A 17593-nucleotide genomic window follows, 5' to 3' on the forward strand; every position below is an offset into this window, starting at 1 on the left:
ATGGCCAAGGTTATTCCAAGTGTCGAGCATATTCGCCAGATGTTCGAGCGTTATGCTTTTTGCCTGAGTGAAGGAGACGTTGAGGGTGTTGTAGCGTTGTTTGCACCGGATGCGTTATTGGAGGACCCGATAGGAACCGAATATCGTGGACATACGGCGATCCGCGATTTTTTTCAGCGCAGCTTTATCGGCGTGGGTGGGCGCATCCGTTTAGAACCGGAAGGGCCAGTGCGAATTCACAATGAACACGCCGCCTGTGCCTTTACGGCTATCTGTGATCGTGTTGATCCACCGTTCGAGGTCGACACGCTGGATATCGCTCATTTCGATGAACAAGGGCGATTTGGTTCGTTGGTTGCGATATGGAGTCAAGCCAATATGCGCACGGCAGAGGCTCTGAAATGAAGGACTCCACGATCCAAACGCAGTCAACTGCGCGTTCTTGGGCAATGCCTGTTTTGCTGGCCAGTGCACCGGCAATGGCATTGTTGTACACCGCTGTCAGTCCGGTACTGCCGGAGCTGGCTGGCTATTTGGGCGGAGATCCTGGCGAGGCGGCATTGATGGCGCAGCTGGTGATGATGATTCCGAGCATCGGCTTAATGGTGGGCGGCCCGCTGACGGGATGGTTGGTCGACCGGCTGGGAGCAAGATGTTTACTGATTGTCTGTGCCGGAATCTATGCGCTTACCGGGTCGGCAGGCTTGTATCTGGACAGTGCCTTGAGCTTGTTGCTCAGTCGCTTTTTTCTGGGGATCGCGGCGGCGGGATTAGGTACGTCCACACTGGTCCTGATCGGCGAAAGTTTCGATGCCCAATCGCGCAATCGAATAGTCGGCTATCAGTCTGCGTGCGGTGCGTTGATGGGTTTGTTGTCGATGTTATTGGCCGGATATATTGGCCAATTGGCCGGCTGGAGGCTGCCGTTCAGCTTCTACTTGCTCGGCGTGCCGCTGCTGCTGTTATCCATGGTGGTGATCCCCAAAGCCCCTGTCGTCGTGGACTATAAAGCGAGAGAAAAGGGCTCGATCCGTAGTCTGATCCCGTTGTATCTGGGCTTCATTCCATTGTTCGCCGCCATATTCACCAGCAGCACGCAAACGTCGTTTCTGCTGGCGGACAGTGGAGTGTCCAAACCGACGATCCTGGCGCTGGTGCTTGCGATGTCAGCGCTGGCCAACACGATAGGGGCATCCGGGTACGGTTTTCTGCGGAGCTGGTTGAGCAAGCGCCACGTGTTTTTTCTCGGGCTTATCGCGCTTTCGATTGGGCATGTGGTATTGGGCTTGTCCAATGGGGCATGGGTAGCCGGCCTGGGGTGTGCCATGACGGGCCTGGGGGCTGGAGTTCTGACTCCGCATCTTGTCAATCTGGTGTTGGACCGCGCCAGCGAAAGCCAGCGTGGACGAGCCGTTGGCGTCATGTACAGCGCAATGTTCTTTGGCAGTTTCCTCAACCCACTGCTTATGGCGCCTTTGGCCGCATTATTCGGACGTCATGCGGCGGTGGTAGGGATCGGCATACTGCTGGCGGTTTTTGCGTTGCTCATCCTGTTGCGGGGTGAAAGGCGAGACCAGTCGGCGGCGGCTGCCGAGGCGCCGTCTTCGTAGGTCAGCTGAATCACAATGAGTACGGCTGACGCCTGAGTATTTCCAGGCGGATGCCGTTCGGGTCACTGCAGGACAAACCGCAAAGACCGTGTTGATCCTGTGCGCGGAAGCGAACAATACCGCCTCTTGCCTGAATCGCGTCGGCAGCACTGGCGAGGTCAGCAGCGGTCAGGATCAGAAAGTTGAAACCGTAACTTTCCAATGGCGCGCGTTCGAGCGCGCCGAAGCAGGGTGGATGGTCAATCTGGAGCAGCTCGAGCGTGTCGCCCTGGACGTTTCGGACCATCTGCGCACTGAGTCGAACATTCACCAGTTCATTGATGATGTCCAACCACTTGCCTTGCAGATCGAAACGTTCGGCTTTGGCAAAGTTGAGTTGCGAATAGAAGTCCAGGGCAGGCTCTATCGCTGAGGTACACATTCCTGAATGCGAAAAACGATCCTCTTCTCCCGGGCTATGCATGAGTTCGATACGTATCCCATTCGGATCGGTGGCATACATCATGGTGACCTTTGCCTCGAAAAAAAATGCAAGGGTGTGTGGGTAGATCCTGCCACCTGCGGCATAAATCCGTTCTGCACTGCGCTGAATATCAGCTACCCAGAATGCCAGGTGTGTCAGGCCATACTGATTGTTCGGGCGTCGTTCCAGCGTACCCGAGGAGTGTGGGTTATTGACTTCAACCAGTGTCAACTCGATTCCTTGAGCGTCGCGTATGCTTTGAATGCGGCCTTGAGCATTGTCGAGTTCGCCGCTGCCTGGAAGGCTGGCCAGGTCCAGTGCGTGCGGTGAGAGTTGCGGCGTAAAATCCAAGGCGTCTTCATAGAAGCGCACGGATTGTTTGAGATCGCTGACGCACAAGCCTCTGGCCTTGAACTGAATATTCATCGCTTCTCTCTTTATTGATCAGGGCTGAAGACGAGTAACCTGCCGGTCGGCAAGTCAGCTTCACGCGCGCGTCGAAAATCCCTCTTTTGTGTTCTTCGGCCATCGTCCGATTGGACTAACAAAACAACGTTCAGCTTATCGTTGCATACCCGACTCAATCGCTCCCAAAAGTAGTCCGGACGGACGATGGATGAAGCGCTCCATTGCCGTACTTTCCATTCAAAGGCCTGTCGTCGGCGAACCACTCAAGTGGTCGTGACGGAGATAGGCGTGAGTGGAAATCAGCCAGGAGAGAGCTCGGGCATGAACGTCGAAAATAGAGAACCATTGGCCGAGCATTCGCAAGCGCGCGTGCTCCCAAGCGCAACACTGACTCACTTGCAGCGTCTTGAGGCCGAAAGCATCGATATCATGCGCGAAGCGGTATCGGACAGTGAAAACCCGGTGATGATGTACTCCATCGGTAAAGATAGTTCGGTAATGCTGCATTTGGCAATGAAGGCTTTTTATCCTTCCAAACCGCCGTTCCAGTTCCTTCACGTGGACACCACGTGGAAGTTCCGCGAGATGATCGAGTTCCGCGACAAGACTGCGGACAAGCTGGGTATGAATCTGTTGGTGCATATCAATCCGGAAGGGGTGGAGAAGAACATCAATCCTTTCGATCACGGTTCTTCGCTACACACTGATATTTGGAAAACCCAAGGTCTCAAGCAGGCGCTGGACAAGTACGGTTTTGATGCGGCCTTCGGTGGTGCGCGTCGCGACGAAGAGAAATCGCGAGCCAAGGAACGCATCTTCTCGTTCCGCTCGGCTCAGCATCGCTGGGATCCGAAAATGCAGCGGCCAGAACTCTGGCGGTTGTACAACTCTCGCAAAAACAAAGGCGAGAGCATTCGGGTATTCCCTCTGTCGAACTGGACCGAACTGGATATCTGGCAGTACATCTATCTGGAAAATATCGAACTGGTACCGCTGTACTTCGCCAAAGAGCGTCCCGTGGTCGAACGCGACGGTACGTTGATCATGGTTGATGACGATCGTATGCCATTGCTTCCAGGCGAAACGCCGATGATGAAAAGCGTGCGCTTTCGCACTTTGGGTTGCTACCCCCTGACAGGTGCAGTCGAGAGTACGGCTTCGACATTGCCGGAAATTATCCAGGAAATGCTCCTGGCGAAAACCTCTGAGCGCCAGGGTCGCATGATCGACCATGACTCAAGCGGCTCTATGGAGAAGAAAAAACAAGAGGGGTACTTCTAATGGCACACGTTTCCGATTTGATTGGCGAGGATATCGAACAGTATCTGCATGCCCACCAGCACAAAAGCTTGCTGCGCTTCATTACGTGCGGCAGTGTCGATGACGGCAAAAGTACCCTGATCGGCCGGTTGCTTTATGAATCGAAGATGCTCTTTGAGGACCAACTTTCTGCACTGGAAGCTGACTCCAAGAAAGTCGGTACCCAAGGCGGTGACCTGGACTTCGCATTGTTGGTAGACGGCTTGGCCGCCGAGCGCGAGCAGGGCATCACCATCGATGTGGCTTATCGGTTTTTCTCCACCGACCGCCGAAAATTCATCGTTGCAGATACCCCAGGTCACGAGCAATACACCCGTAACATGGTGACCGGGGCTTCGACCGCCGATGTGGCGGTCATCCTGATCGACGCTCGTCGTGGCGTGCTGACTCAGAGCCGCCGACACAGCTATCTGGTGTCGTTGATCGGTATCCGGCATGTGGTGCTGGCGATCAATAAACTGGATATGGTCGATTATTCCCAAGCGCGATACGACGAGATAGTCGCTGACTACCGCGCATTCGCCCAACAGATTGGTATCGAACAGTTCCAGGCCATTCCGATGTCGGCCCTCAAGGGTGACAACATCATCGACAAGAGCCCTAAAACGCCTTGGTACGATGGCCCGACACTGATGGAGTACCTGGAAACCGTCGAGATCGACAATGATCTGTTGATTCGTGGTCCTTTCCGTATGCCTGTGCAATGGGTCAACCGTCCGAACCTGGATTTCCGGGGTTTCTCGGGGCGTATCCTCGGCGGTGCGATCAAACCGGGCGACCGTATTCGTGTCCTGCCATCCGGACGTGAGAGTACGGTCAAACGTATCGTCACTTACACCGGTGACCTGCCGATTGCTGTGGCGGGACAGTCGATCACCCTGACCTTGGCGGATGAAGTCGATATCAGCCGTGGCGATGCCATCGTTACGGTCGATGCACCGGCGTCGGTGGCGGACCAGTTTGAAGCCAATCTGGTCTGGATGAGTGATGAGGCATTGGTGCCTGGGCGTCAGTACTTGATGAAAATCGGTGCCAAGACCGTGACCATGACCATTGCCCCGCCCAAGTACAAGGTCAATGTAAACACCCTTGAACACTTGGCGGCCAAGACCCTCGAGCTCAACGAAATCGGTGTGTGCAACCTCAGCCTGGATCAGGCCGTCGCGTTTGACCCCTACGCCGAAAACCGTGACATGGGCAGCTTCATCATCATCGACCGGGCCAGCAACACGACGGTCGCTGCGGGGATGTTGCACTTCGCCTTGCGCCGTTCGCAGAATATTCACTGGCAGGCCATCGAGGTCAATAAAGCCGCGCACGCGAAGCTGAAGGGGCAGCGTCCTGCGGTCGTCTGGTTCACCGGTTTGTCCGGTGCCGGCAAATCGACCATCGCCAACTTTGTAGAGAAACGCCTGCATGCATTGGGTCGCCATACGTACTTGCTGGACGGCGACAATGTGCGTCACGGTTTGAACAAAGATCTCGGTTTCACCGAAGCGGATCGAGTGGAGAACATCCGTCGAGTCGCCGAAGTCTCGAAGCTGATGCTGGATGCCGGTTTGATCACCCTGGTTTCGTTCATCTCTCCGTTCCGAACCGAACGTGATATGGCCCGCAGCCTGATGCAGGAAGGTGAGTTCTGCGAAGTGTTCGTCGACACACCATTAGGGGTAGCCGAGGAGCGTGATCCGAAAGGCTTGTACAAAAAAGCACGGCGTGGCGACCTGAAGAATTTCACCGGTATCGACTCGCCGTATGAAGCGCCACAGAACCCAGAGCTGCGTATCGACACCACCTCGCTATCGCCCGAAGATGCGGCGGAGCGTATTGTCGAACACCTGCGCACCATGGGCATCCTGACCTAAGTGCGTCGAGCCTGAACTGCCCGGAAACGTCTTCAGACCTATCTGGGCCGTATCGATCACGCAGATGGAGAATTGTGGATGAGCGGAATCGTCTTCGACTTTAACCAGTTGAATGTCATCGTCACCGGCGGCACCAGTGGCATCGGTCTGGCAACCGCCAGGTCATTTCTGGCTGCCGGTGCAAAGGTGGCCATTACCGGACAACGTGCGGCGATGGGTGAGTATCCGGATGTGGATTTGAGTGGTCTTGATTACCACTGCCTGCAGCTGAATAACAAAGGCTCAATTGCGGACTTTGCGGGTGCGGTCAAGTCTGTCGACATCCTGATCAATAACGCAGGGCATATCATGCCCGACGCTGATTTTGCCGAAGCCGTTCAAGTCAATCTTAATGCAGTCTACGAGTTGAGTGCAGCGCTGCGGCACACGCTAAGCAAAAGTGTGCTTGCAGGGGGCGCCAGCATCATCAATATCGCCTCGATGATGTCCTATTTTGGTAGTCCGCATCTGCCAGGTTACGGCGCCGCGAAGGCTGGGGTCGTGCAACTGACGAAAACCCTGGCGGTGGCCTGGGCGAAGGAGAATATCCGGGTCAATGCGATTGCTGCAGGTTCGGTGCCGACCAGCATGACCGCGACCTACGCGGACAATCCTTATTGGGCCAAGGTGGTCAGTGACAAAACCCCCCTGGGACGTTGGGCTACGCCGCAGGAAATGGCCGAGCCAATCATGTTTCTCTGTTCGCCTTCGGCCAGTTACATCACCGGTCATACCTTGGTGGTCGACGGTGGTTATTCGGTAATCGATTGATCCAGCCCGGACGCGTCAGGGATACAGGGCTGCAAGCTGGCCATAATAATAAGATGAGGAGCAAGACATGCAACGTTTCAACGGGAAAGTAGCGCTTGTGACGGGGGCAGCCTCCGGTATTGGTCGTGCCAGTGCAGTGCGCCTGGCGCAAGAGGGCGCAAAGCTGGTGCTGGCAGACATCAATGCTGCGGGCCTTGAGACTGTCGCCACACAGTTGCGAGAAGCTCATGGGACCGAGGTCGCCTGTTTTGCCTTTGACGCGACCGACATGCAAAGTTGCCGGGAAATGGTTGCACGGGCGGTGGCTCATTTCGATCGCCTCGATGTGTTGTGCAACATTGCCGGCATTGCCGGGGGGTGGCACTTCACGGAGATGACCGACACCCTATGGCGGCGAATGCTGACCATTAACCTGGACAGCGTATTTGCCATTTCCCAAGCGGCGATTCCGGCCCTGATTGCCAGTAAAGGCAATATTATCAATATGTCTTCAGCCTCGGCCAAGCAAGGCCAGGCTTATCTGGCGGCCTATTGTGCTTCCAAAGCTGCGGTTGTCGCGTTGACCACCAGCATTGCCGTCGAGTTCGCCGCTGATGGTGTGCGGGCCAATGCGATTTGTCCGGGCGGGGTAAACACCAACATCCACGCCACGATCCAGTTCCCGAAAGACATCGATGAAAAATTGATGGCCAAGCTGTACCCGCTGTCAGCCATTGCCGAGCCCGAGGAAATCGCTGCCGCTGTCGCTTACCTGGCCTCTGATGAAGCGCGTTACGTCACCGGCATCGACTTCTCCATCGATGGTGGGCAGACCATGTCCTGAACGGACATTCATACGCGATAGCCGAGCAGAATTATAAGAAAATGGAGTCCGTCAGTATGTCCAGTGGCTTTAGCCATCTCATGTCCCCGGGGTCGATCGGGTCTATGACCCTACGCAACCGGATCATCATGTCACCGATGGGGTCGAACCTGGCAGAGCCTGAAGGCTTCTGCGGCGAGCGCATCGTGCGTTATTACGAAGCGCGTGCCAAAGGTGGCGCAGCCATGGTCATCATGGGTTCCACGGGGGTGGCGTGGCCGCGTGGCTCAGGTAATCAAATGCAGGTGGCGATCTCCGAGGACCACTTCATTCCAGGGCTTAAGGCCGTGGCCGACGCGGTGCACGCTCACGGCGGAAAAATTGCCATGCAGCTGCAGCATGCCGGCGCCATCGCGGTGAATGAGCCGTTGCGTGGATTGCCGTTGCTGGTGCCGTCGACACCGACCGATAAAGCGTTTGACTGGCCTGTTGATCTGACCCCGGAAGAAAACAAGGAGATGTTCGAGGCCTTTTTCAAGCCCGGCGTGGTGATCACTCATCAGGTGGCTACAGAAGAAGATCTGGAGTGGGTAATCGACTGTTTCGCACAGGCTGCGCGTCGAGCCAAGGCTGCGGGTATGGATGGTGTTGAGATCCACGCAGGACATGGTTACTTGCTGTCTGGTTTTTTGTCTCCCTCGAGTAACAAGCGCGATGACCGTTGGGGTGGCTCGTTGGAGAATCGCGCACGGCTGTTGATCGAGGTCATCAAGCGGATCAAGAGTACCGTCGGCGCAGAGTACCCGGTGTGGTTCCGTCTCGATTCTCAAGAGTTCCTGATGGATGACGGTATCACCCTGGAAGATGCTATCGCAGTGGCCCGCCTTGGAGAGCAGGCTGGCGCCGATGCGATCCATGTGACGGCGAACGCGGATAAAAGTAAAGGCATCAGTTTCACCGAAGGCCATGCCACGCATTTTCCCGGCTACTTCGTCAAAAATGCCGCGGCAATCAAGGCTGCGGTCAACATTCCCGTGATTTGCCCCGGGCGCATCGAACCGGAAGTCGGCGATCGATTGATCGGTGAAGGCAAGCTGGACTTCATCACCATGGCGCGCAAGCTCCTGGCCGACCCTGAGTTGCCGAACAAACTTGCACTCAACCGCCCGGAGCTGGTTCGCCCGTGTATCTATTGCTACACCTGTATCAGCCAGATATTTCTGGGGACCCATGTGCGCTGCGCGGTCAATGCCCAGACCGGCTTTGAAAATACCGCACCGATCATGCCTATTGACGGCCCGCGCAAGCGAATACTGGTGGTGGGTGGCGGTCCGGCCGGCATGGAAGTGGCGCGAGTCGCAACGTTGCGAGGACACGAGGTACAGCTGTATGAGGCCTCCAAGCGTCTTGGCGGAACCGTGTTTTTCTCGTCCATTGTCTATCCCGAGAACGGCAAACTGATTGAGTACCTTGCCCGGCAGATGAGCGAACTCAAAGTGTCGGTGCATTTGAACTGCACCGTCACCCCTGAATTGGTCAGGCAGATGCAACCCGATGCGGTGGTGGTCGCGACAGGCGCCACCCGCAGCTTGATCGATTTACCCGGATCCAAACTGCCCCATGTATTCAGTGGCGATGAAATGCGCGCCATGGTGACCGGCCAGTACGGACCGGAACTCGCCCGCAAGCTGCCAGCCTATGTTCGCTTGCTGATCACTGCCGGCAGGACCCTGGGCTTTCTCAATAACGCAGCAACCATCAGCCATATGAGCGAGTACTGGCTACCGCTTGGCAAACATGTGGTGATTTATGGTGGTGGGTTAGTGGGTGTCGAGCTGGCCGAGTTCCTCGCCGAGCGTGGACGCAAGGTTACAGTCATCGAGCCAGGCGTCAGCTTCGGTAAAGAGCTGATGATGGTTCGCCGCTGGCGCCTGATGGACACCCTCCGCAAGCTGAAAGTAACGCTTCTGTATTCCAGCGATCTGCTTGAGATCAAACCTGATCGGGTGGTTTACCGTACGGCCACCGGACAGGTGCAATCGCGTAAGGCCGATACCGTCATCATGGCGCTGGGCGCCAAGCCGAGCGGAGAAAAGCTGTCCAGGAGCCTTGAAGCCGAGTGCGCTGACGTGCACTGCATCGGTGATGCTCAGGAGCTGGGTTATATCGAGGGTGCGATCCGTACGGGCAACGCCGTCGGCCGCGCACTCTGAGATTTTCGCCAATATTTGGGAGTTGAACGATGAGTATCTCGCCTTCAAGCGATCAAGCCGTTCGCGATAAAAATAAAGCGTTGTTCGTACGCATGTTGGGCCACCTTGGACGGAAGGAGTTCGACGAGTTCGAGGCTTGCCTTGCGCCGGATATGCTTCAGGAATGGCCTTATCGCCCGGTGCCGAACATGCCCTCGAGCCTGGTTGGTAATCGCGCATTACGTACACTGATTGAGCGGGGTACGTCGCCTTTTGACCCTTATGCGTATGAGATCGAATCGATGCATGATTTGCTCGATCCCAATACGCTGATTGCCGAATACAGCTCTCACACTTTTTACCATCCCACCAACAAACCGTATTCGAATTTCTATCTGAGTATTTTCCGGTTTGTGGACGACAAGATCGTGTACTGGCGCGAGTACGTGAACCCGCTAATCATCAAGGAGGCCTTGCTCGACGATTTCACCAAGCCTGTGTACGCCGATCCGGAGGAGCCGAAATGAACACGGCGCAGACCTTGGACCAGCTGCTGTCCATTGAGCAGATCAAGCGCCTGAAAGCCAGCTATTTCCGGTGTGTAGATAGCCAGGATTGGTTGGTGCTCGCTGATCTGTTTACGCAAGACGCACGCTTCGACATGCGCGATGCGAGCGGCCTCCAGCACGACCCCAAGGCGCTGTCCGAGGGCCGGGCGAATATCATCGCCTTTTTACGTGAGGCACTGGCTGGAGTGACCACCATGCACCATGGGCATATGCCTGAAATCGAGATAATCAGTCAGGATTCGGCGGTTGGCATCTGGGCGGTGGAAGATGTTTTGCACTGGTCTGAAGAGTCGGACTCGCCTCTGAGATTCCTGCAGGGTTATGGCCACTATCATGACGAATATCGACGTGTCGACGGGCGTTGGCAGATCCATTCCTGCCGTATTACTCGACTGTTCGTAGAATCTCAGGGGCGCTGAGCCAGACTCAAGTCAGTTACCCCAATGTGTTTTAACGAACAAGTTTGATCACCACCGTGGAGGCCTCCCATGCAGACTATCGTTATCATCGGGGCGGGTTTCAGTGGTACGGCCACGGCGGTTCAACTACTACGACATAGCCCGGTCGGCCTGCATATCGTGATGGTCAACCGCACTGGCGGCATGGCCCGGGGTATCGCCTATGGAACCAACAGCCCACATCATCGGTTAAATGTACCTGCAGGAAATATGAGTGCGTTAGCCGATGATCCACAAGATTTTTTGCGCTACTGTCAGAACTATGATGCCTCGATCGGTGCTGCTGACTTCGTCTCGCGCAAGTGTTACGGCGATTATCTGGCTGCGCTTCTGAATAGCGCCCAGGAGCAATGTCGCTCGGGAAGTACATTGACCTGTCTGGCAGGAGAAGCTTGGGCGTTACGACCCCGCCAACAAGGCGCTCAGGTCGAGTTGGCCGATGGCCGGTTGATCGAAGCGGCGCATGTGGTACTGGCATTCGGGCACTTTGCGCCACTTGATCCCAAAGGAATTGACACAGACCTGGACGCTGGTCGTTATCAACGCGATCCATGGGCTGTAGAGGGGCAGGTATCACACTTTGCCAATCAATCCGTGCTCCTATTGGGCAGCGGTCTAACCGCCATGGATGTTGCGCTGAGTCTTGAGCGTCAAACACCTCAGGCGCCGATCTATTTGTTGTCACGCCGAGGGCTGTTACCGCTGCCGCATCGTGCTGGCCCGGTGAATACGCACGTTCATGATCAGCTGGTCCAGAGAATGCTGGAAGGACCAGCGACGGTGCGCAGCTACATGCGAGAGATTCGGCGCCAGGTTCGTTTGGGGGAGGGGGATGGGGTCAATTGGCGTGATGTGTTTGTAATGTTGCGCCCTCATACCGCAACACTGTGGAACCGCCTCGCGATAACTGAGCGCAGACGTTTTCTTCGTCATGCCCAAGCGTATTGGGACGTCCATCGTCATCGGGTGGCTCCGAGCGCCTTTCAATCATTTCAAACGGCGGTGGCTGATGGTCGACTCAAGCCTATGGCGGGACGCATTAAAACGCTTGAATCCTGTGAGCATGGGTTGCGTATAGGTATTCAGCTACGTGGGAGTCGTCGGCTCACACACATCGAGGTGGCCCAATTGATTAATTGCACCGGGCCGAACTCAGACCTGCGCCATGTCGATGACCGATTGATTAAACAACTGCAAGCAGATGGCCTGATCAGTGTCGATCCTGACGGATTGGGTTTGCGTGTTGATCCAAGTCTAGCGGTGAAAGATCGAGAGGGTAGATCAATCCCATGGATGAGCTATATAGGCCCGATGCTCAAGGCCGACTACTGGGAGGCGACTGCGGTTCCTGAACTACGTCAACATGCGTGGCAATTGGCTCGCAAGCTGGTTGTTGACGCAGTGCAGTCGCACCGTGTGGGGTGACATCTTGCACGGGTGCTGCGCCTAGCTATCGGAGCGCCAAGCATAAGCCTTCTGGCGCTCAGATATGGAATTGCTTCAGCAATCCTTGAAGTTCCCCACCCAAACTTGCGAGACGAGCGCTCGATACGGCAGTCTTTTCGCTTGTGGACGCGCTTTGGTCCCCAATGTCACGTACCTGGACCATGCAGGTGCTGATAGATTCGGCCGCCGCGGTTTGCTCCTCGCCTGAGGATGCGATCTGCTGATTCATCTGTTTAATAATGAAGACCGACTGCGTAATGCGTCCCAGAGCCGAACTGGCCTGGCCGGCGAGGCTGACGGTGCTCTGCGTCAGCTTGCGACTGCTTTCCATTTCAACGACCGCCTGCTGAGCCATTCGCTGGAGAGAGGTGATCAGTATCTCGATCTCTTGCGTCGAACGCTGGGTGCGCCTGGCCAATGCGCGCACCTCGTCCGCCACAACAGCAAATCCACGGCCCTGATCGCCGGCCCGAGCCGCCTCGATCGCGGCATTCAATGCCAGCAGGTTGGTTTGTTCGGCAACACTGCGAATGACCTCCAGCACCGTATTGATCTGGGTGCTTTCTTGGTGCAATTGCTGGACTGCCTGAGCGGAGTGTTCGATCCCCAAAGACAAATGATCGATTTGCGCGACGGCTTCGCGCACGACCTGATCACCATGACGGGCCTCTTCGTCTGCTTCAGAGGCGGCTCGAGAGGCGCGTTCGGCGTTAATGGCGACCTCTTGAACGGTGATGCTCATCTGCTGGATGGCTGAGGCGGCGCTCTCTGTCTCTGTTTTCTGTATCAATACCCCTTCACGTGTTTGCGCGGTGATGCTCGATAGCGCTTCGGATGCACTGGCGATTTGACCTACGCCTGTATCAATGTTCCCAATCAGATTCCGTAGGCTGAGCATCATGTCTTGCATGGCCGTCAACAGCTGTCCAAGTTCATCGGTACGCTCAACGTTCAGGTTTTGTCGCAGATCGCCCGCGGCGACTTTCTGGGCGAACGCAACCGTTTGCAGCAAGGGAGTAACAATCAACCTGGAAATGATCAGCGTGGCGCAGATACCCAACACAATTGCAAAGGCCGTCATGGCGGCGAGCAAGACAAAGACTTGCTGGCTATCGGTGTGCATGGCTTGTTCTTCCGTTGCCAGGGCCTCTCCACTCAGCGCGGTGACAGTTTGTGCCCGTTCGATCAACCTGGCTTCGATGGCTTTGCTATCCAGACGTGCCTGATGGTAATTTTCGAAGGTTTGCTGATAGCGAAACAGCGCTTCCAGCGCGCTGTCGAGTGCGTGCATCTGGTCCTCACCCAGCCAGACCGAGAGGTTGCGTGCCTGAGCTTGGAGCTCGTCGTTGACCTGCCCCCAGCTGTCCAAGGCCTCTTGCGTCCCATCGATGATAAAGAGGCTTTCATTGCTGCGCAGGTCGAGCATGTACTTGCTCAATTTTGAGGCGCTCTCGGCCAACGACAGAGGGTCCCCACCACGCAATATGTCTTTGGCCAATTGTTCGTCGCGAGCGGCGTTATACATGTCCTGCTCAATGACTTCGAACTGCCGACGCGCATCATTGGCATCTTCTGATATGACATTACGCGCAGTCTGAGCCTTGGCCACTTGCGTAACGTATTCCTGGAATTGTTGCCGATAGCTGACAACCGCATCAGTCATTTTCTTTAGATTCGGATCCTCTGGGCCCACTGCGTTCAGGTCGTTGAGCTGACGAGTCGCCTTATCAAGACGAGTGTTGACCTCCTGTGCTGAGTCTGCATTTCGGGTCAGAGCAAAGTCTTTCTCTGCTTGGCGTGTCAGGAGGATTTCAGTATTGACTTGGGTAAGCAGCACCGCCCGTGTATGCCTCTGGACAATAGCGTTGACTGCATATAAACCGGTGACGGCGACGGTTAACGTCAATCCAAGCACCATGCCAAATCCAAACAACAGCTTTTTACCGACAGCCAAGTTGGCGCAGGCGCGAGCGGCAACAAGTAGCATTTGAAGGCTCCTTATTATTCTTAAGATATGAGCGGTGTTAGCGTTGCAGCTGGATCCAAGAAAGGCCGACTTTCTATAGGAGGCCTGCAATAGCATCGGCCAAATTAACATTACCCGATCGATAAATTATCAGTTGCTGCTTTGGTGCGCCTCGTCCATATGGACTAACCGACCGACAGTATTTTTACTTTCCGGAATAGTCCGAATAGACGATGTTCGTGAGAATGGCAAAATTTAGGTTACTGAAGAGTAGGAGGGAATACTCGCAGTAGGTAGATACCGCACGTTGCGATCAACAACAATAAGAGGACGCAGCAAAATGAAAATTTCACCAAAGGTTCTTGGTACGCTGGCCCGGGTACCGATGTCGGCGGCATTCGTTTCCTTGGCGTTACCCAGTATCAGCTGTTTTGCGGGCGAGACGATCAATTTTGATAATGGCGTCAGCATGGACTACACGCTGACAGCCAACTACGGTATTGGCGTTCGCACGGAGAAACAATCCAGAAGAGTCCTCAGTCAACTGAATGCTGATGATTCTGATCGAAATTTTGACCGGGGCAGCTTGACTACCAACCGTCTGAGTTTACTGGTCGAATCAGATTTGCATAAAGATAATTATGGCCTGTTCCTGCGTGGCAGTACGTTTTACGACGCGGTCTATAAAGGGTCTACTGACAACAACTCGCAAAGTACATTGAATCATGATGGTGACGCCGACGAGTTCAGTTCGCAGACGCGCAAGTGGGACGGTAGCCGTACCGTTATGCTTGATGCCTACGCCTATGGGGCATGGGATCTGGGGGGCGAAAGCAAGCTCAGTGCAAAGCTGGGTAAGCATTTGGTCGCCTGGGGGGAGAACGTGTTTTTCCCAGGTATTTCCGGTGGACAAAATGGCGCGGACGCGTCCAAGAGCAACATTCCCGGGGTTGAAACCAAGGATGTCCTGCTTGGCGCAGAGGCAGTTTCCGGCCAGTGGAACATTACCCAGGACTGGTCGCTCGTTGCTTACTCACAGTTCCGCTTTCGCCCAACTGAACTGTCTCCTACGGGCGACTATCTGTTCTCCACCGATGTGATTGGCCCGGGTTCCGAGAAGTTGTTCTTTGCGCCAGGGGTTTCTATTCCGCGGACGTCAACGGAGGATGCGCGTGATTCCGGCCAATGGGGTCTCGGCACCCGGTATCGAGTCACGCCGTCCACTGAACTGGGCTTCTATCACATCAATTACCACAGTAAAACGCCTTCAATCGTTTTTGACCCTTCTGGCAGTTCCTATCATGTGAAGTACTTTGAAGATATCAAAGCGACTGCCATGAGCGTTTCAACGCGCTTGGGTGATTACAGTTTGGGCGGGGAGGTCGGTTACTATCAAGGCCTGCCGGTTCAAGTAAACACTGCCGGTTTACCGCAACAAGTTCGAGGTGATGCGCTGCAAGCCCAAGCCAACGTGTATGGTTCGTTTGGGCCCAACTTTATGTCTGACCAAGTTATTGTGTTGGCTGAAGTGATGGCGCAGCAGTTGATTGACTTGGACAGCAATCCGTATGGGGCCAGTACCAAAAATACGAGCCTAGCCTCTTCTACTCGTACCGGCTGGGGCTATTCTTTCGCCTACATCAATCGCTATCTGGGTGTCTTTGATGGATGGGATATGACTGTGCCAATTGCCTGGAACCAAGGCGTAAAAGGCAGCGGGGTCATACAAAGCAGTGGGCTTCTTAATGAGGGTGACAAGCGCCTTAGTATCGGATCCAGTTTGATTTATCTCGACAATTTGGAAATCGGAGTTAAGTACAACATGTTTTTCGGTGATGCCGAGGATGCAAGCCAGTTGGCGGATCGAGACTTTGTCACACTTAATGCAAAATACAGTTTCTGAACGGTATAAGAGGGTATAAAAATGTTCAGTAGATATTATGCAGGCGCGGCCGCTTGTACCTTGGCGATGACGTGCTTTATCAGCTCAAATGTGTGGGCCAAGGTCCCTGCCGAGGAGGCGGCGAAGCTAGGCAACGAACTGACCTGCCAGGGGGCGGAGAAGGCAGGCAATGCCGATGGGACGATCCCTGAATATTCAGGCAAGTGGCTTGGTAAACCTCCGAATCTTGCTTATGCAGGAACTGGCACTCCCTACACTGACCCTTATGCGGAGGAAAAACCGCTTTATGTCATCACCTCCAGCAATATGGAGCAGTACGCGGCCAGATTGACCGACGGACAAAAAGCCCTGCTGAAAAAGTACCCGGACACTTTCAATTTGCCAGTCTATCAATCGCATCGGGACTGGGCTTTTCCGCAATGGATCTGTGATGTTTCGAAAAAGAATGCTGTGACGGCCGAGCTGGTCGACGACGGGTTGGGTATAAAAGCCACCAGCGGCAGTTCCCCTTTTCCTATTCCAAAAAGCGGTCTCGAACTCGTATGGAATATGACAGTACCTGCTGCTTCTCCTCGTGAGGTTGGGACCTTCGATACTGCGGTTGTGAACCCCGGTGGCGGAATTTCCTGGGCGCGCGAGTTTCACAAAATAGTGCTCAGCAAGGCCGACCCCAAGAATCGAGTGGAAACGACAGGGACCGCTGCGTGGAGTTATGGCGAAAAACTTGTACCTCAGCGTGACAAGGGAACGCTGACGTATGCTCGGGTGCCCTATAACTATAAGTCGGATTTTCTTGATGTCTGGCAATACAGCCCAGGTACTCGTCGTGTCCGGCAACTGCCAAACTACGGATTCGACCAGCCTGGCCCCGGAGGCTACATCACGCTGGACGAGGGGCAGGTCTTCAACGGCTCTCCCGAGCGTTACAACTGGAAGATGCTTGGCAAGCGGGAAATTTACGTCCCTTACAATACGTACAAATTGCTCGATCCGAAACTCAAATACGCTGATTTGCTGAAGGACAAAGGACATATCAATCCAACGTACACGCGGTTCGAACTGCATCGGGTATGGGTTGTCGAGGCTGAGCTGAAACCGGGTTTCCGGCATCTATACCCCAAACGCGTCATGTACATCGACGAGGACACTTGGGTGCCGCTGATGGGGGACAACTACGATGCCCGTGGGCAGTTCTGGCGCACCGTCATGAATCACACGGTGTATGCGTTTGATGCTCAAACTACTTGGCCGCATCTGGCTGTGTACCATGACCTGGTATCGGGATCTTATATTGCTGATCGCCTGACGACCGAACAGAAACCCGTCACGCTGGTGGATGACGGTAGCCTCAACGAGTCGCAATTCTCTCCCGACATGTTGCGTGGGGCAGGGCGCTAAACTCTGGAGATCATCCCTGGTACAACTGAAGGCTCTCCGATAGTGGAGGGCCTTTTTTGTGCGCGGGTATCTGAGGTGGATGAGGGCGCCGCAAGCTTGGCCAAAGGGTTAGCTCCAGGCGCTGGTGAATAGCTCAAACTATCCTGGTTGGGCTGGGGAGCAATGTCGGGTGTGGGGGTTGACCCGCGTGAGTCATCAGCGAGCTAACCGTCTCGTGTGGCTGCTGCACCAGAATACCTAAGCTCAAAAGGCAGCTGGGATCACGTGTTGATACAAGGCAGCAACAGAACGGCGCTGGGGGGAGGACAGGCGGAGATTGGCAAGACCCTCTCACAGGTGAAAGGGCCTTTTAGAGACAAGATTGATTCGAGCAAGTAGGGAAG

The 17593-nt window shown here is 55.0% G+C and carries 14 protein-coding genes and 1 pseudogene; 12 read left to right on the forward strand and 3 right to left on the reverse strand.

What is annotated here, in order from left to right; all coding sequences use genetic code 11:
- Both NL123_RS15575 and NL123_RS15580 read left to right on the forward strand, forming a co-directional pair.
- Positions 1–405 (forward strand): nuclear transport factor 2 family protein, encoded by a 405-nt coding sequence (locus NL123_RS15575; RefSeq protein WP_494358233.1) that lies wholly within the window; start codon positions 1–3, stop codon positions 403–405.
- On the forward strand, positions 402–1610 hold the full coding sequence (locus tag NL123_RS15580) for an MFS transporter (RefSeq protein WP_494358234.1): 1209 nt from the start codon (positions 402–404) through the stop codon (positions 1608–1610). The genes NL123_RS15575 and NL123_RS15580 overlap by 4 nt, the downstream gene beginning before the upstream one ends.
- Before the next feature lie 10 nt (positions 1611–1620).
- On the opposite strand, the gene NL123_RS15585 is transcribed toward NL123_RS15580, so the two are convergent.
- Positions 1621–2499, reverse strand: a complete 879-nt coding sequence (locus NL123_RS15585) for a VOC family protein (RefSeq protein ID WP_494358235.1) — start codon at positions 2497–2499, stop codon at positions 1621–1623.
- A gap of 303 nt (positions 2500–2802) precedes the next feature.
- Between NL123_RS15585 and cysD the strand changes: the two genes are divergently transcribed.
- The 8 genes from cysD (at position 2803) to NL123_RS15625 (ending at position 11922) form a co-directional block, all read left to right on the forward strand.
- Positions 2803–3762, forward strand: coding sequence for a sulfate adenylyltransferase subunit CysD (gene cysD, locus NL123_RS15590; protein ID WP_494358236.1), 960 nt, complete (start codon positions 2803–2805; stop codon positions 3760–3762).
- Entirely contained in the window at positions 3762–5666 is a 1905-nt protein-coding gene (gene cysN / locus NL123_RS15595; protein ID WP_494358237.1) for a sulfate adenylyltransferase subunit CysN, read from the forward strand. The genes cysD and cysN overlap by 1 nt, the downstream gene beginning before the upstream one ends.
- Positions 5667–5744: 78 nt before the next feature.
- A complete protein-coding gene (locus NL123_RS15600) occupies positions 5745–6476 on the forward strand; it encodes an SDR family NAD(P)-dependent oxidoreductase (RefSeq protein ID WP_494358238.1) in 732 nt (243 codons plus the stop codon).
- Between the two features lie 67 nt (positions 6477–6543).
- Positions 6544–7299 carry an SDR family NAD(P)-dependent oxidoreductase gene (locus NL123_RS15605; protein ID WP_494358239.1) on the forward strand — a complete coding sequence of 252 codons (756 nt, stop codon included), beginning with the start codon at positions 6544–6546 and terminating at the stop codon, positions 7297–7299.
- Positions 7300–7403: 104 nt separating this feature from the next.
- Complete coding sequence (locus NL123_RS15610; RefSeq protein ID WP_494358240.1) at positions 7404–9491, forward strand: oxidoreductase; 2088 nt, start codon at positions 7404–7406, stop codon at positions 9489–9491.
- Positions 9492–9520: 29 nt separating this feature from the next.
- Positions 9521–9997, forward strand: coding sequence for a nuclear transport factor 2 family protein (locus tag NL123_RS15615; protein ID WP_494358241.1), 477 nt, complete (start codon positions 9521–9523; stop codon positions 9995–9997).
- Complete coding sequence (locus NL123_RS15620) at positions 9994–10458, forward strand: nuclear transport factor 2 family protein (protein WP_494358242.1); 465 nt, start codon at positions 9994–9996, stop codon at positions 10456–10458. Before NL123_RS15615 ends, NL123_RS15620 begins: the two co-directional genes overlap by 4 nt.
- Before the next feature lie 69 nt (positions 10459–10527).
- Positions 10528–11922: an FAD/NAD(P)-binding protein gene (locus NL123_RS15625; RefSeq protein ID WP_494358243.1), complete on the forward strand. Its 1395-nt coding sequence runs from the start codon at positions 10528–10530 to the stop codon at positions 11920–11922.
- A 58-nt stretch (positions 11923–11980) separates the two neighbouring features.
- On the opposite strand, the gene NL123_RS15630 is transcribed toward NL123_RS15625, so the two are convergent.
- On the reverse strand, positions 11981–12853 hold the full coding sequence (locus NL123_RS15630) for a methyl-accepting chemotaxis protein (RefSeq protein ID WP_494358312.1): 873 nt from the start codon (positions 12851–12853) through the stop codon (positions 11981–11983).
- Between the two features lie 33 nt (positions 12854–12886).
- Positions 12887–14041: pseudogene (locus tag NL123_RS15635) on the reverse strand (methyl-accepting chemotaxis protein); the annotation flags it as partial.
- A gap of 208 nt (positions 14042–14249) precedes the next feature.
- On the opposite strand from NL123_RS15635, the gene NL123_RS15640 reads away from it, so the two are divergent.
- Together NL123_RS15640 and NL123_RS15645 are read left to right on the forward strand one after the other, a co-directional pair.
- Positions 14250–15812, forward strand: coding sequence for a DUF1302 domain-containing protein (locus NL123_RS15640; RefSeq protein WP_494358244.1), 1563 nt, complete (start codon positions 14250–14252; stop codon positions 15810–15812).
- Positions 15813–15833: 21 nt separating this feature from the next.
- A complete protein-coding gene (locus NL123_RS15645; protein WP_494358245.1) occupies positions 15834–17210 on the forward strand; it encodes a DUF1329 domain-containing protein in 1377 nt (458 codons plus the stop codon).
- The last annotated feature ends 383 nt before the right edge of the window (positions 17211–17593 follow it).

It is taken from the genome of Pseudomonas sp. FBCC-B1565, from assembly GCF_059133265.1.

Excerpts from the sequence above, each read along its gene's own strand:
- cysD (WP_494358236.1), top strand. The coding sequence starts at position 2,803 with ATGAACGTCGAAAATAGAGAACCATTGGCCGAGCATTCGCAAGCGCGC.
- NL123_RS15605 (WP_494358239.1), top strand. The coding sequence starts at position 6,544 with ATGCAACGTTTCAACGGGAAAGTAGCGCTTGTGACGGGGGCAGCCTCC.
- NL123_RS15600 (WP_494358238.1), top strand. The coding sequence starts at position 5,745 with ATGAGCGGAATCGTCTTCGACTTTAACCAGTTGAATGTCATCGTCACC.
- NL123_RS15575 (WP_494358233.1), top strand. The coding sequence starts at position 1 with ATGGCCAAGGTTATTCCAAGTGTCGAGCATATTCGCCAGATGTTCGAG.
- NL123_RS15585 (WP_494358235.1), bottom strand. The coding sequence starts at position 2,499 with ATGAATATTCAGTTCAAGGCCAGAGGCTTGTGCGTCAGCGATCTCAAA.
- NL123_RS15640 (WP_494358244.1), top strand. The coding sequence starts at position 14,250 with ATGAAAATTTCACCAAAGGTTCTTGGTACGCTGGCCCGGGTACCGATG.
- cysN (WP_494358237.1), top strand. The coding sequence starts at position 3,762 with ATGGCACACGTTTCCGATTTGATTGGCGAGGATATCGAACAGTATCTG.
- NL123_RS15580 (WP_494358234.1), top strand. The coding sequence starts at position 402 with ATGAAGGACTCCACGATCCAAACGCAGTCAACTGCGCGTTCTTGGGCA.
- NL123_RS15645 (WP_494358245.1), top strand. The coding sequence starts at position 15,834 with ATGTTCAGTAGATATTATGCAGGCGCGGCCGCTTGTACCTTGGCGATG.
- NL123_RS15620 (WP_494358242.1), top strand. The coding sequence starts at position 9,994 with ATGAACACGGCGCAGACCTTGGACCAGCTGCTGTCCATTGAGCAGATC.
- NL123_RS15630 (WP_494358312.1), bottom strand. The coding sequence starts at position 12,853 with ATGCAAGACATGATGCTCAGCCTACGGAATCTGATTGGGAACATTGAT.
- NL123_RS15625 (WP_494358243.1), top strand. The coding sequence starts at position 10,528 with ATGCAGACTATCGTTATCATCGGGGCGGGTTTCAGTGGTACGGCCACG.
- NL123_RS15615 (WP_494358241.1), top strand. The coding sequence starts at position 9,521 with ATGAGTATCTCGCCTTCAAGCGATCAAGCCGTTCGCGATAAAAATAAA.
- NL123_RS15610 (WP_494358240.1), top strand. The coding sequence starts at position 7,404 with ATGACCCTACGCAACCGGATCATCATGTCACCGATGGGGTCGAACCTG.